The organism is Kaistella pullorum, from assembly GCF_014837035.1.
Taxonomy (GTDB): domain Bacteria; phylum Bacteroidota; class Bacteroidia; order Flavobacteriales; family Weeksellaceae; genus Kaistella; species Kaistella rhinocerotis.
Genome location: NZ_JACSPS010000004.1, coordinates 154,643 through 169,188 on the forward strand (window position 1 = coordinate 154,643; position 14,546 = coordinate 169,188).

At 43.4% G+C, this 14,546-nt stretch carries 16 protein-coding genes; 7 read left to right on the plus strand and 9 right to left on the minus strand.

Features of this window, described 5'->3' with window-relative positions; translation table 11 throughout:
• Positions 1-35: 35 nt before the first annotated feature.
• From H9628_RS11085 to H9628_RS11115, 7 genes are all read right to left on the minus strand, one after another.
• On the minus strand, positions 36-569 hold the full coding sequence (locus H9628_RS11085) for a hypothetical protein (protein WP_251834204.1): 534 nt from the start codon (positions 567-569) through the stop codon (positions 36-38).
• A gap of 3 nt (positions 570-572) precedes the next feature.
• Positions 573-1,013, minus strand: a complete 441-nt coding sequence (locus tag H9628_RS11090; RefSeq protein ID WP_251834205.1) for a hypothetical protein — start codon at positions 1,011-1,013, stop codon at positions 573-575.
• 9 nt (positions 1,014-1,022) lie between these two features.
• Positions 1,023-1,826, minus strand: coding sequence for a lysophospholipid acyltransferase family protein (locus H9628_RS11095; RefSeq protein WP_251834206.1), 804 nt, complete (start codon positions 1,824-1,826; stop codon positions 1,023-1,025).
• A gap of 25 nt (positions 1,827-1,851) precedes the next feature.
• The gene (locus H9628_RS11100; RefSeq protein WP_251834207.1) at positions 1,852-2,481 is read right to left on the minus strand and encodes an NUDIX hydrolase; all 630 of its coding nucleotides are present in this window, start codon (positions 2,479-2,481) and stop codon (positions 1,852-1,854) included.
• Between the two features lie 77 nt (positions 2,482-2,558).
• Entirely contained in the window at positions 2,559-3,479 is a 921-nt protein-coding gene (locus tag H9628_RS11105; RefSeq protein WP_251834208.1) for an alpha/beta fold hydrolase, read from the minus strand.
• A 114-nt stretch (positions 3,480-3,593) separates the two neighbouring features.
• Positions 3,594-5,153 (minus strand): Rne/Rng family ribonuclease, encoded by a 1,560-nt coding sequence (locus tag H9628_RS11110; protein ID WP_251834209.1) that lies wholly within the window; start codon positions 5,151-5,153, stop codon positions 3,594-3,596.
• 403 nt (positions 5,154-5,556) lie between these two features.
• Positions 5,557-5,847, minus strand: a complete 291-nt coding sequence (locus H9628_RS11115) for an HU family DNA-binding protein (protein ID WP_012782072.1) — start codon at positions 5,845-5,847, stop codon at positions 5,557-5,559.
• A gap of 47 nt (positions 5,848-5,894) precedes the next feature.
• On the opposite strand from H9628_RS11115, the gene mutY reads away from it, so the two are divergent.
• The 6 genes from mutY (at position 5,895) to H9628_RS11145 (ending at position 13,104) form a co-directional block, all read left to right on the plus strand.
• Entirely contained in the window at positions 5,895-6,923 is a 1,029-nt protein-coding gene (mutY, locus tag H9628_RS11120) for an A/G-specific adenine glycosylase (RefSeq protein ID WP_251834210.1), read from the plus strand.
• 208 nt (positions 6,924-7,131) lie between these two features.
• Positions 7,132-7,686: a gliding motility lipoprotein GldD gene (gene gldD / locus H9628_RS11125; RefSeq protein ID WP_251834211.1), complete on the plus strand. Its 555-nt coding sequence runs from the start codon at positions 7,132-7,134 to the stop codon at positions 7,684-7,686.
• A 39-nt stretch (positions 7,687-7,725) separates the two neighbouring features.
• On the plus strand, positions 7,726-8,646 hold the full coding sequence (locus H9628_RS11130; RefSeq protein WP_251834212.1) for a PfkB family carbohydrate kinase: 921 nt from the start codon (positions 7,726-7,728) through the stop codon (positions 8,644-8,646).
• Between the two features lie 57 nt (positions 8,647-8,703).
• On the plus strand, positions 8,704-10,533 hold the full coding sequence (locus H9628_RS11135) for a peptidylprolyl isomerase (RefSeq protein WP_251834213.1): 1,830 nt from the start codon (positions 8,704-8,706) through the stop codon (positions 10,531-10,533).
• 68 nt (positions 10,534-10,601) lie between these two features.
• Positions 10,602-11,966, plus strand: coding sequence for a peptidylprolyl isomerase (locus H9628_RS11140; RefSeq protein WP_251834214.1), 1,365 nt, complete (start codon positions 10,602-10,604; stop codon positions 11,964-11,966).
• Between the two features lie 202 nt (positions 11,967-12,168).
• Entirely contained in the window at positions 12,169-13,104 is a 936-nt protein-coding gene (locus H9628_RS11145) for an NAD(P)H-dependent flavin oxidoreductase (RefSeq protein WP_251834215.1), read from the plus strand.
• Positions 13,105-13,141: 37 nt separating this feature from the next.
• On the opposite strand, the gene H9628_RS11935 is transcribed toward H9628_RS11145, so the two are convergent.
• Positions 13,142-13,276, minus strand: a complete 135-nt coding sequence (locus H9628_RS11935) for a hypothetical protein (RefSeq protein ID WP_262891810.1) — start codon at positions 13,274-13,276, stop codon at positions 13,142-13,144.
• Between the two features lie 54 nt (positions 13,277-13,330).
• Positions 13,331-13,666: a HopJ type III effector protein gene (locus tag H9628_RS11150; protein ID WP_251834216.1), complete on the minus strand. Its 336-nt coding sequence runs from the start codon at positions 13,664-13,666 to the stop codon at positions 13,331-13,333.
• A 153-nt stretch (positions 13,667-13,819) separates the two neighbouring features.
• Between H9628_RS11150 and H9628_RS11155 the strand changes: the two genes are divergently transcribed.
• Positions 13,820-14,482, plus strand: a complete 663-nt coding sequence (locus tag H9628_RS11155) for a hypothetical protein (RefSeq protein WP_251834217.1) — start codon at positions 13,820-13,822, stop codon at positions 14,480-14,482.
• Positions 14,483-14,546: the final 64 nt, after the last annotated feature.

A 14,546-nucleotide genomic window follows, 5' to 3' on the forward strand; every position in this document is an offset into this window, starting at 1 on the left:
ACGGATTGCTTTTTTTTATTTAAATTTTTTAAGCTTTAGTAAAGTTCTGCCAGAGTAGCAAAGAAATCTTCTTCCATGATGCCAAACTGCGAACAGAAAAGCTGCAAACCGCGAAGATCACGCGCAACATCCTCCTTTAGATTTCCGAGTGATAGCTCGCCAAAGTCTGTGTTTATGGTTATTTCATTGCTTTTCATCTGATAATCTGCTATTTCAAAAGGCAGTTTCCGGAAAAAGACCGATGTCTCGGGAATTCCGTTCTCTAAAACCTGCGGATAAATTAGAATTCCGCCAGGCGTGATATTTTCTGGAAGAGATTGCCAATTTTGGTCCGTAAAACCGGAACCTATCATCGCAATTGTCGGTTTGAAAGCGGCGGCTGTGTTGATATCGCCGGTCGAAAGTATGAGAAAGTCGCTCCCGTTTCTGGTGTCATTCGAGACCCAGGCGGCATTGATGTCATTAGTCCTGAAAATCTGCTGCGCAAGAATTGAAATTGAAGGATCAGAACATAAAATCACGGCCCGTGTCCGAAAATCTGCATTATCTGTACCTGAAGAATCCCTCATATCTTATCGGGATTCGCCCGCTACATTGGTTTTAATGATGTTTTCGAATACTGCCACCACCTTATTCCAGCGGTCCTGATCTTTCTCGCGGATAAGTGAGGCATCAGATTTACTGCCCGAATTAGCGCCTTTCTTTACGATGATGGCCGTTGCCACACGGTCATATACTTTGTTGTAATCTTCCTCAATCATGCGGAAACGGTTGTCGGAAAGCGCAGTTTCGATATTCTGCAGGTCGTTTTGGGTGAGTTTAAAGTCTTTTTTAACCTTTTTACCCTGGCGTTCGTAGATATAATGTGCGGAAGTTCCCTTAACCCAAAGATTTTCATAAACCGGAAGCAGACCGCCACTGCGCGAATAGCTGTAATCGAAATCTACATATTTCTTCTGCGTAGTACACGCCGCAAGCAGCACAAGCACAAAGACTGCGATGAATTTTTTCATAAGCTGATTTTAGTTAGGTAAAGTCTCTTCAGATTTTTGGGCTTTTAGCTCCTGATCGTAGCCATGAAGAAGGTTGAAATCCTCGGTTTGTTCTATGGCAACCATTATCTTATTCAGGATGGTTTGCGCGTCATCATTGTCGTAATCTATGTCAAGCGGTTTTTTAAACTCCATCGTAGGCTTTACGCCTGTAACTTTTACACGCAGGCCTTTTTTGTCAAATGCACGGCGGAAACCGTTAATTTTAATTGGGATGACAATTGGCCTTTGGTTCTTTACGAGTTTGGCTGTTCCTTTCCTTCCCTGCGCGAATGCGGATGTGGTTCCCTGCGGAAAAGTGATTACCCAGCCGTTATCCAGCGCTTTCATAATGTTTTCAACCTCCGTGAGGTCCACCATTCGGTTTACGTTCGCACCTTCTGCACGCCAGGTACGTTTTACGGTGACCGCACCGGCGAGTTTGAAGATTTTGGTCATCAGACCTTTATTCATGGTCTCTTCGGCGGCTACATAGTAAAAATCTACTTTTGGGTTTAAAAGGTAAACCGGATTTTTAATGGTATTAAGATAACCGTTATTCACCGCGCAAAAAGCATGATACATTGCCGCCACATCGGCGAAATAGGTTTGGTGATTAGACACGAAAAGCACGTTGGCATCGGGAAGATCCACCAGATTTTCCGCACCGGAAATCTTCAGCTTGTTGAAGCCGTTGAAGCGCCGGTAAGAAACCAGTCCCAGGATGAAAATGATCAGTCTTTTGAGAAAATAGAAGGTTCCAAACGCGTCCGTGAAAATATTTTTCTTCGCCATTATCAGTTTAAAACAGTGTGCGAATTTACAAATTTTTCATCAGATTGCTGAATTCGCTCAGAATCATTGAGGTTGCGCCCCAGATAAGATACCCGTTGAACTCTATCACCGGGACCGCGACACCCCGCGAACCGGGAAGAATCCTCATCTGAGGCTTTCCGGCTATGTTCAGCAGCGAATCTACCGGAAATTCAATGAGTTCAGTCGCCTCGCTTTGCTGCAGAAAAAACTCGGGATTCCGTTTGGTGTAAGACACGTAGGGTTTCACATAAAAATTGCTGGGCGGAATATAGATTGGCGACATCTCGCGGATGACCCGGATATAATGCTGCTCAACGCCCACTTCTTCGCAGGTTTCGCGTTTTGCAGTATGGGCGAAATCTTCATCGTCAGACTCTTTTTTACCTCCCGGCAGCGAGATTTGGCCGCTGTGCCGGTCGCGCTCGTTCTCTGTACGCACAATCAGCGGAAAATACCATTGCGAATCTTTAAGGTACAGCAGTATGTTTACAGCGGCAAACTTGGGGTTTTTAGTAAGAATCTCACCGTAAGAATAAAGCGGACGGTAAGGCGGCGAATAAATTGCGTGCGCATTTTCGCCCGGCAACTCGGCAGCTTGAATTCTTTTCACCAAATCTCTTCCGAACGTTTCCATACCTCAAATATAGGCAAAGACGCCCCGAAAAAGTTTTAAAGGAAAGTTAAAACTTCATGATGAGTCACACTCACGACTCATTTTGAGTTGATAAATTTGAAAACCTGCTTGCGGAATTCATCATTCTTTTCAAAATAAATCAGATGGCCGCCATCAATTTCTGAAACCGTCTGATTCGGGAATTTAAATAATTTATAATGTTCAGGCCCCACTGCCCAATCTTTTTTGCCCGAAATAACCAGGACCGGAATTTTGATATCGGGTGTAAGCTTCGTGAAATCGCCGTAATATTCATTAATAGACCACACATTATTCCGGAAACCGTTTTCCTCGGGGCGTTCGGCGTCGATTTTATTTAATGCCGCGAAACTTTCTTCACTGTCTGTAAGTAATTTATACAGAAGGTTTTTTTCGCTAAGTTTTCCCATCGCCTCACCAAGGGCCGGCATATGCTGACCATCTTGAATTTGAATTTTGCTGCCTGTGAGCGAGTTTGCATACGCAACCTGACTTTCTACAGAATTGTTAAGATAGAGCGTCGAATTGACCAAAATCAGACCTTTAAGATGCTCGGGATAACGTTTGGCGTAGCTCGCCGCAATGATTCCGCCGAATGAATGTGCCATTAAATATACTTTTTCAGCACCTAGTTTGCTTCGAATGGTCTCAATATCATCCACCATTTTCGCCACGGAATAATCACCGTTTGACGCTGCGCCAGACCTGCCGCTGCCGCGCTGGTCGTAATACACCATCTTTAGCTTGCTTTCGAGCGTTTTGCCTTTCAAATCCTCAAAAGAACGGCTCCACATGCCCGGACCACCGTGCACATAGATGCAATAATCTCCGTTTCCGGAAACTTTTGTGAATAATTTCGTACCGTCCGCAGTGGTGGTAAAGAATTCATTTGCAGGCGTAGGCTTCGGAGAATTTTGCTGCGCATTTAAACTGAAAGGCACGAGCAGTGCAATGAAAAAAAGGTAAAATGTTTTCATCATAAATGGAAGTATTAAATTTTTTCTAACCGCTGATGTGTCGTTTCAATCAACCATTTGTAACAATTTAAAACAAAAAAAAGAACCACTTCTCAGGGTTCTTTCTTTAGAATTTCTTTAATTGGAATAGCTCACCAGCTCCTGCTTTTGTGCATTGATGATTTTATATTCCAAATATTTAAATGAGTCACGCGGAATGATGGTCACCCATTTTTTGTATTTCACGTACCATTTTGCCTGGATGCTCATGATCCCTTTGGTAAGATAGGCTTCCACAAACGGATGCACATGAAGGAAAATCTTTCCTTTCTCTTTCTGAATGATATTGCGGATCATTTCTTCCATCCTTTCCACTACCACGATTGGCGCTAAGATTTCGCCCGCAGCGTTCGGGTTCTCCTCTTTGGTTTCAATGATGTTTTCAGGACGCGTGCGCTGTCTCGTAAGCTGAATGAGGCCAAATTTGCTTGGCGGCAAGATCTTGTGCCGTGCCTTGTCGCGGCTCATCTCGCTTTTCAGGTGTTCGTAGAGATCGCGGCGGTGGTCTGCATTGATCATGTCGATGAAATCTATGACGATGATTCCGCCCATATCGCGCAGGCGAAGCTGACGTGCAATTTCTGTCGCGGCCATTTTGTTGACATTCAGCGCATGTTCTCTGCTCGCAGAGTTGCCGGATGAAATATTGTTACCGGAGTTTACATCTACCACGTGAAGTGCTTCTGTATGCTCGATAACGAGGTACGCGCCTTTAGAACTGGGGATATTTACGTGTTTTCCGAAGCTTTGTTTAAGCTGCTTTTCTACGTTGTAATATTCCATCAAAGGAATGGGTTTATCGTAGAACTGCACGATATTTTTGCGTTCCGGCGCGATCACTTCAAGGTATGAACGCATGTCCTGAACCATCTGCTCATCATCACAAATGATCGATACGAAATCTGCATTGAAATTATCACGAAGGATCGCGGAGGCTTTATCTTCCTCGCTCAACACGCGGCTTGGAACTTTGTTTTTCTGAAGATTACGGAAAGCGGTTTCCCATTTCTGAACCAGCTGGTTCATGTCATTGTGCAACTCCGCCACCTTTTTACCTTCAGCAACTGTGCGGATGATTACACCAAAACCTTCAGGCTTAATGCTTTCAATCAAGGTTCTGAGACGCTCACGTTCTTCCGCGCTCGCTATTTTCTTTGAGATCGAGACACTTTTGTCGAACGGAATCAAAACCAGAAAACGTCCGGTAAGCGAAATCTGTGTAGAAATTCGCGGACCTTTGGTAGAAATCGGTTCTTTAGTGATCTGGAGAATTACGCTGTCATCTTTGGCGACAACTTTATCGATAAGGCCATTTTTGTGAATTTCAGGCTGGATATCGAAATTCTTTAGGGATGAAGTCGACTGTTTTTTAGAAACAGTGTCCTTCAGAAATTTTTTATACGTCAGGAACTGCGGTCCGAGGTCCTGATAGTGTAGGAACGCGTCTTTTTCGTAGCCAATGCTTACGAAAGCCGCATTCAGGTTTGGCGCAAGTTTTTTCACTCTGCCGATGAACAGATCGCCCACCACAAAGTCGCTTTTATCTTCCTGCTCATGCAGTTCAAACAGCCGCCCGTCTTCGAGCAGTGCTATTTTTGATTTTTCATCTTCATGCGATATGATTAATTCTTTCTTCATTGTATTACCGAGGAATAAATAAGATTCCAAAGTGCCGGCCAGGATTTCGGCGGACCAATTTACTTCAAAACCGTACGATTTTTATTATAGCTAAAGCCTGATATAGCCGTGGATTACAAAGTATTTAAAAAACAAAAAACAGAGCATTTTGCTCTTTTTCATGTCAGTTTTTCCACGGCGGAAAATTTTGGCTTAAACAAAAATATAGTCGGTGAAATTTTATAAAAATAAAAACACCAACTATATTGTTATATGGTAGATCGCGAATTGATTACTTTTTCTTGTGTCTGTTCGCTCTTCTTCTTTTCTTTCTTTTGTGAGTAGCAACCTTGTGTCTCTTTCTTTTCTTTCCGCTTGGCATAATTTAAAAATTTTTAGTTTGTAACTTATATTTTATCGTTTATTATTTTACTGCTACTTTAGTTTTTACTTTCTCTACGAAAGTTTTTGAAGGTTTAAAAGCCGGAATATTGTGAGCCGGGATCTCGATTGCCGTATTTTTTGAAATATTTCTTCCCGTTTTTGCTGCTCTGGTCTTAATTACGAATGAACCGAAACCTCTTAAATAAACATTATCCCCATTGTACATTGAAGTTCTGATTTCCTGCATGAACGCCTCCACAACTTTCTGAGTTTCATTCTTTTCAGTACCCAATTTATTTGAGATGGTGCTCACCAATTCTGCCTTTGTCATTTCCTTTATTTATTTATATTTTTGGTGTGCAAATATAACAACATTTTTTGACAAGTAAAAAACAAAATGCTGATTTTCTTCACGTTGGTGAGAAACTCTTGGCATGGTACAGAACGCACGGCAGAGATTTACCGTTTCGCAATACGCGTGATCCTTACAAGATCTGGATCTGCGAAATCATCTTCCAGCAAACACGCATTTCGCAGGGTTTGAATCATTATAACAATTTCATCACACGCTTTCCGGATGTGCAGACACTGGCTGACGCTGAAAGTGATGAAGTCATCCTGTACTGGAAAGGTCTCGGCTACTATTCGCGCGCCATCAACATACACAAAGCTGCGCAGCAGATCATGAATGACTACGGCGGCAACTTTCCGTCAGCATATGAAGATATTCTCAAGTTGCGCGGTATTGGGAAATACACGGCGGCAGCCATTTTGAGCATCTGTTTTGGTGCGGTATTACCAGCGGTGGACGGAAATTTTTACCGCGTATTGTCGCGAATTTTTGCTGATGATTTTGATAGTTCGTCCTCAAAAGCCTTCAATTACTTTTCCGAACTGGCGCTGATGATGATGCCGAAGAACGAACCGGGACACTTTAACGAAGCGATGATGGACTTAGGCTCCGAAGTTTGCCGGCCAAGAAATCCGAAATGTGATGAATGTCCGTTGCAAACAGATTGCCTGGCCTATAATTTGGGCCTGACTACGAAGTTTCCAGTAAAAAGTAAGCGGACGAAAGTAAGCGACCTGGAACTTACTTACTATTTTGTAGAGTTTGCCGGCAACTTTTTGATTCGCCAGCGCGGCGATGATTTTATCTGGAAGAAACTGTACGAATTCCCAAACGAAATAAGAGACGACTTTAAGGATAATATTTCCCATCAAAAAACCGTTACACATCAGCTTACGCATAAAAAATTAACGATTCATATCTATAAGGTCTCGCCAGACGACGAAAAACTGTTTCTGGAGTTTGCTTCGGAAGGCGGTTTTACGGCAATTTCACTAGAAGGATCACACGGAAAATCATTCCCGAAACCACTTGAAAATTATCTGACAACCATTTAACCCAAAGATTAAATCGCAGTCTAATGTCTAAAGCAGTTGTTCCTCAAACTGATTTTTTAAAAATAGAATTTAGGGATTCTCGGAATTAAATGATTGATAAACACCTAAAGAGGGTTCCTAAATTCTGCTTTTTAAAACTGCTTTGCTTCAGACTTTACACCACACAACTCCCCGCCGAAATCTCAAACCAAATTCGTACTTTTGCGCGATGTTTAAAAACCTAATTATCACTTTACTGGGACTTTTCACCATTTCGTGCGCAGAGGATGCGAAACCGAAACCCAGCGGTGAACTTCGGTTAGAATATCCTGCAGCCAAATATACTCGGTACAGCTCGCCGTGTGGGTTTTCATTTGAGCATTCGGCTTTTGCCAAAATTGAAAATGCCAAAAATGAATGTTGGTATTACATTTCTTACCCGGAAATGAAGGCCAAAGTCTTTATCACCTATTTCCCGGTGAAAAATGATTTCGCACTGCACATCAAGGAGTCCGAGAAAATGGTTTACGAGCACACCATAAAAGCAAGCGCGATCGACACCAAATCTTTCAGCTATCCGGAACGAAAGGTCTTCGGTAATTTTTATGAACTGAAAGGTCCTACTGCGTCCAACGTGCAGTTTTTCGTGACCGATTCTACGCGACATTATGTTACCGCCAACTTATATTTCAATTCCAGGCCAAAGCCAGATTCACTGGCGCCAGCCGTAGATTATATCAAAAAAGACCTTCAACACCTTATCGATACTTTTGAGTGGAGGTAACCGATAAGTTCCCATAATTCGAAATAATAATAAATATATATGAAACTTTTAGTCGTAGGATCCGTCGCTTTTGACGCCATTGAAACACCATTCGGGAAAACTGACAAAATTTTAGGCGGCGCCGCAACTTATATAGGCATCGCAGCTTCTATTCTGAATGTAAAATCGGGTATTGTGTCGGTAGTTGGAGGAGATTTTCCGCAATCTGATCTCGATATGCTGACAAACCGTGGCGTAAATATCGAAGGAATAGAAATCGTGAAAGACGGTAAAACCTTCTTCTGGAGCGGCAAATACCACAACGATCTGAACTCCCGCGACACCCTTGCGACTGAAGTGAATGTACTTGAAAATTTTGACCCTAAGATTCCGGATTCCATGCAGGATGCGGAAATTCTTATGCTTGGAAACCTTCATCCGGGTGTTCAGCTTTCAGTTTTAGAAAAAATGAACCAAAAGCCAAAACTGGTGATTCTCGACACGATGAATTTCTGGATGGATACAGCCTGGGACGTTTTGATGCAGATGATCGCAAAAACCGATGTCATCACCATCAACGACGAAGAAGCGCGCCAACTTTCAGGTGAATATTCATTGATCAAAGCAGCTAAAAAAATCCACGCGATGGGTCCGGAATATGTGATCATCAAAAAAGGTGAACATGGCGCACTACTTTTCCATGCGGGTAAAGTTTTCGCAATTCCGGCACTTTTGCTTGAAGAGGTTTTCGATCCTACCGGTGCGGGAGACACTTTTGCTGGCGGTTTTGCGTCTTACCTCGCGAAAAAAGGCGATTTCAGTTTCGAAACGATGAAGTCTGCGCTGATCGTGGGTTCTGCGATGGCGTCGTTCACCGTAGAAAAATTCGGAACCGAAAAACTTCAGGAAGTGACGGAAGAAGAAATGAATGGCAGAATTCAGGAGTTCAAAGAATTGACTTCGTTTGAAGTGGAAGTCTAACTGCCGGTTTCATTTGAAATCTTTAAACAAATCATAAGCACAATATCGCAACATAGTATGAAAAAAATATTTTCATTTGGTTTTACTTTAATGGTGGGACTTGCATTGCAGGCCCAGTACATGATTATCGGGAAAGACAGTATTTCGCTGGCCAACTTCAAGAAAGAATACCAGTACGGTCTGCAAAACACCGGCGTAGAAAAGACGCTGGCTTCTACTGAAGACTTTATTCTTCTTCAGCAGTTCGCCGCGGAAAAGAAGGCCGACACCACGATGGCTTTTCGTGAAAAGATGGTGGAGAAAGAAGGTGAACTGCGTGAAAAGTTTTTCTATCCAAAGCAAGTGATTGATCCTGTGCTGAATGGTTATATGAAAGACAACCTTACTGAAAAGGAGGTGCAGATTTTCATCATCCAAAAAACGGAAGGCGATAAAAACAATTATCAGCATATCTACAGCGATGTAAAATCGGGTAAAATAGCGATGGATGAGGCGGTGAAGAAGTACACCAAAGGAAATCCGGCGGCTATCTTTGTCAAACCCGGAAGTGTTGACATTAACCTTTACGACGAACTTAAAAACCTGCCGAACAACAGCTATACTAAGTTGATTGACACGCCCGGCTATGTGGCTTTCGCTAAAGTTTTAAGTTCACGGCCAAGCTTGGGCTACATGATTTTCGGCACACTTTCTATCCCGAAAGACGAAAATTACGAAACCACAAAAAACAAGATTTACACGGACCTTAATGCCGGTAAATCTTTTCGCGAAGTCGCGAAACTTTACGGCGCTTCTGAACACGAGAAGGAAAGCGGCGGCGTGGTGATGGGTTCACCTACGCTTCCTGCGGAGATTTACAACTTGTTCAAAGGGCAGAAATCTGGCTATTATACGCCTGAACCTGTACTTTTTGGCGACAAATATTTTGTTTTTAATATTTATAATGTTGAGCCCTACACGCTGACTGAAAAAAACCGCGACTTTTTCATCAAAGACATGAACGCTACACTTTACGGCGAAAAACTTCAGGATGCGATGATCGCTTACCTGAAGGCAGACCCTTCGTACAAAGAGTTCCCAGAATATCAGCAGGCAAAAAAATCCTACCAGGCCTTTGCTGCGGCCAAAGACAATACCGTTTTATACGCTACCGGGAGCCGAAAGACCACCGTTGGGGACATCAAGACACTGATTGGCGACCAAAAATCCGAAGCTGAGAAAATGTCTCCTGCCATTTGGGGTGAAGCGCTCGAAAGTGTACAGCACGGACATCTTCTGGGCTACTACAGCGAAAATTTCGCCACGCAGAAAAACATCAAGGCAGAACTTGACGACTACAAACGCGGTCTCTACTCGGATTATATTTTCTCAAAATACATCAGCGAAGAAATTGCAAAAAACCCGCAGTGGCTTACCGAGAACTACAACCGAAACAAATCCCGCTACATGTGGGGCAACCGTGCCGAAGGCCGCGTGGCGATCATTGCAGACCCTAAGCTGACAAAAGAAATTGCGAAAGAGATTAAAACGCCAAAGAACTGGGACGCGCTGAACGGGAAATATTACGGCAAGCTGAATGACAAAAAGCAGATCTTGGTACATTTTGAGAAAGGCGAAATGTCTGAAGATGCTGATGTCTTCACCAAGTACAAAGTCCCTTTCAAAACCGGAATCCATCAGACTAAAATGGCTGAGCGCGATCTGGTGATTGCAATCGACAATATTTTGCCGCCGATGCAGATGACGGAAGCAGAATCTGCCGAAATGCTGAAAGATGCCGTGACCGAAGAAAAACTTCGAGAGATCATCGCCACGCAAAAGGCAAAAACCAAAATCGTAATAGAACCCGCTTTCAGAGCCGACCTTGAAAAGAACTTTAAGAAATAATTATAACAAAACATGCAGGTTATGTCGGCCAGATTGATAATTTTGCAAATCGTAAAAATAAACAGATAATGAACAGACACATAAAATTCGTTCTTCTCACCACATTCATCCTCAGCTTTTTCAGCATCAACATCAGTGCACAGCTGAAAACCGGCGACCTGGTAGACGGCATCGCGGTGGTAGTGGGAGACGAAATTATTCTGGAATCAGACATTGAAGACCAGGCAAACTTCGCAAAACAGCAGGGCGCACAGGTAGCAGACAAATGCGAGTTCGTGGAAAGCATTATCAGCAACAAACTCCTTATTTACGAAGCGAAACGTGATACGCTTATCGAAAACCGTTCTCAGGCGATCAAGGAGCAGGCAAACCAAAAGTATACGCAAATCCTTGGCCAGTTTCCAGACGAAAAAACGATGCTCACCACGTACAAGTTCCGCACGTCTTATGAAATGAAAAATGCCATTGAGAAAATCGATACCGATAATTACTACGGCCAGATGAAGTTTCAGCGCATCACCGATAAGGCGGATGTAACGCCGAACGAGGTTACCGATTTCTTCAATATGTACAAATTTCAGCTGCCGGAAGTAAAAGATGAAGTAAGCCTTTCGCAGATCACGATGTACCCAAAACTGACAGACGATCACAAAAACGAGATCATTGCGCGTCTGAATAAAATCAAAAAAGACATCGAAGGTGGCGAATCTTTCGAAAGCCAGGCCAGAATTTATTCTGATGATCCCGGCTCAGCATCCAACGGTGGACTTTACACCAATATCGCACGTGGCAAGATGGTAAAACCGTTCGAGGCCGCAGCGCTCAATCTTCAGGAAGGCGAGCTTTCAGAGCCTGTAGAATCAGAATTTGGCTATCACCTCATCCAGCTCGTGAAGAAGAGCGGCCGGATGTACGATGCACGCCATATCCTGCTAAAAGCAGAACCAAATGCTGACGAAATCGCCACTGCACGCAAAGAACTCGACAGCATCCGTACTTTGATAATGGAAGGAAAGCTTACCTTCAAGGAAGCTGCTTACCGTTTTTCAGACGACAAACAGACCAAGTTCAACGCGGGCATCGTCACTTCGCAGGACGGCTCAGACCGTATCGAGAAGCTGAACCTTCCGCCTACCCTGTCTTATCAGATCGCGGGTCTAAACAAAGGCGACATCACCGATGTTTTCCAGGATACAGAACGTGACCGTAAAGTGGTTTCAATCATCAAGGTTGATGACGTCATCGCGGCACACCAGCTCGACATCAACACCGACTACGACCGCATCAAGCAGATGGCGCTCAACAAGAAGAAGAATGAAATGGTAGAGCAATGGGTGAAAGAAAGACTGCCAAACGTCTTCATCTCGATCAACGACCGGTACAAAACCTGCACCTTCAAAACAGACTGGCGCAAGACTACCGCCTCAAACTAAAACACAATCTCCGCTTCCCGCGGAGATTTTTTTTGCATCCTTGCGATCCCCCTTTAACAAGCGTCCTTGCGATCCGCCGCGGCGGAGAAGCAAACCCAAACCTTTTGTCACACTCTCCTCCATCCTCCATCCTCCATCCATCATCTTCATCCTTTACACTTCATCCTTTTATCCTGCCTCTTTTTTCTTTAATTTTACCCCCATGACCAATACCATCACTCAACTCTTCGAAATCAAATATCCCATCATTCAGGGCGGCATGATCTGGCATTCAGGCTGGCGTCTCGCCTCCGCGGTTTCCAACAATGGCGGTCTCGGACTCATCGGTGCCGGCAGCATGTATCCCGATATTTTGCGCGAAAACATCCGCAAGTGTAAAGCCGCGACTGATAAACCATTTGGCGTGAACATTCCGATGCTCTATCCTAACCTGGATGAAGTCATTAAAATAATCCTGGAAGAAGGCGTGAAGATTGTTTTCACCTCCGCCGGAAACCCAAAAACCTACACAGAAACTCTTCAGAAAGAAGGCCTCAAAGTAGCGCACGTGGTTTCTTCCACTAAGTTTGCAATGAAATGCGAAGACGCGGGTGTTGACGCAATTGTTGCCGAAGGTTTTGAAGCCGGCGGGCACAACGGCCGCGACGAAACCACGACTTTCTGCCTGATCCCAAACGTTAAAAAACATATCTCGAAACCACTGATTGCCGCGGGTGGAATTGCACTCGGTTCGCAGATGAAAGCCGCGATGATTCTGGGTGCCGACGGCGTTCAGATCGGTTCGCGTTTCGCAGCCACCGAAGAAGCAAGTTCACATACCGACTGGAAAAACAAAGTCATCACCCTCAACGAAGGCGACACGCAGCTCACGCTTAAAGAACTCGCGCCCGTAAGACTGGTAAAGAACAAGTTCTTCCACGACCTTGAAAAGCTTTACGAAACAGGCCGTGATGCCGACGCTCTAAAACAAACGCTCGGCCGTGCGCGCGCAAAACGCGGAATGTTCGAAGGTGATCTGGAGGAAGGCGAACTCGAGATTGGGCAGGTTTCGGCTTTAATTGACGAAATACTGCCGGTAGAAAAAGTCTTTGAGAATCTGCTGAAAGAATACCGCGAAGCCACAAGCTTCGATATTTAAAAAGAAATTCCGTCCCATTAAGTGAGACGGAATTTCTTTATGCATGTGCGTTTTGCGCCAGTGCTTTTTCCTGAGTTTTCTTAGCTCTTTTCGCTTCGTATTTTTTCATCACATAACCGATAGCGATGGGCGCTACCCACATCAGGACCTTTCTTAAGAGTGTAGGATTCATAATAATTTATTTTCCGGTAAGGTTTCAAGAATTAAGCCAAACACCCTTGGCACTTTAGCCCTTCTCTGCCAGCACCTCACCTTCAAAAGCGATCCCGCCCCAGCCCGATTGCATAAAGTTACGGATGTTCTGGTGGTCTTTACCCTCAGGATTTTTCAGCACATCCGTCCGGTAGAACTCCCCGAACAGCGCCAGCGCTTCCTCTTCGTTAAGCCCTTTCAGCTTTGCAAAAGAGAAAACCTTGCACGAACCGTTATTTTCACCCGCTTCATTCACCGTATTTCCGTTGCTGAATTTTGTGGGTGTGAAATGGTAATGTTGGTCGATGTAGGCGATGACGTCTTTAAAAGCGATGGTTTGTGGGGAAGTTTTAAGCTGGTATAAGAGCATTAAAAAATTCAAATTATATTCTTTGAGCGTACAGTTCAGCTGTACGCTAAAATTCTATGAAGCTTTTTACAGATTAACTGCAATTTAAAAAATTGTTAAATACATCAAAAATAATATTAGATTTGTTGGTATAAACATTTAACAATCAACACGATGAAAAAATTATTATTTCTTGCTGCAATGACATTAATGTATAGTTATTGCAATAGCCAAATTGAAGGTACAAAGGAAATCACAAAGAGTGAAGCTGACCAAATGGGGAATATAAAAACTAAGGGAATCAAATTTGGAATTTCAATGGGTTTTAACAGAGCCCACAAAACGCTTTATGAGGCAAGAATTTCACCTATTGATACTACTCTGGTTTTAGAGAGAAGCGCAAACATTTCGTTTCTATTGTCAACATCAGTTTCCTTTCCAATTTTAAATGGTTGGTTTGGGGGAAGCTATTACAGAAAATTAGGCGCTGATGGCACACCTACTGGTAATCCGTATTTTGTTCCACGTGGACTCAATATAGTAGCAACTATAAATCTAGTTACTTTTAATTCGGCTTTGGGAGGCTCAGGCTTATTTAACCAGAAGTTAGATGGCGGTCTTGGCATAGGATACACTTTTGGTGAAAACGTACAAATGGCAGTAACTTACGAAATGCTTTCATTCAGACAACCGCGAGAATATTTAAAACAATTCGAAGGCAAAAGTGTAATTGTTAATGGTTCTAATATAACCAATTTACCAATTGATGATAATAATTTCTTTACGGATACGTATATACCGTCCCTCTCCTTAAAAGTCATTTATACTTTAAATTAAAAACGCTGTCTATAAGAAAATCGCGGCTTTTAGAACACCGCCTTTTTCGACCTTTAGAAATTTT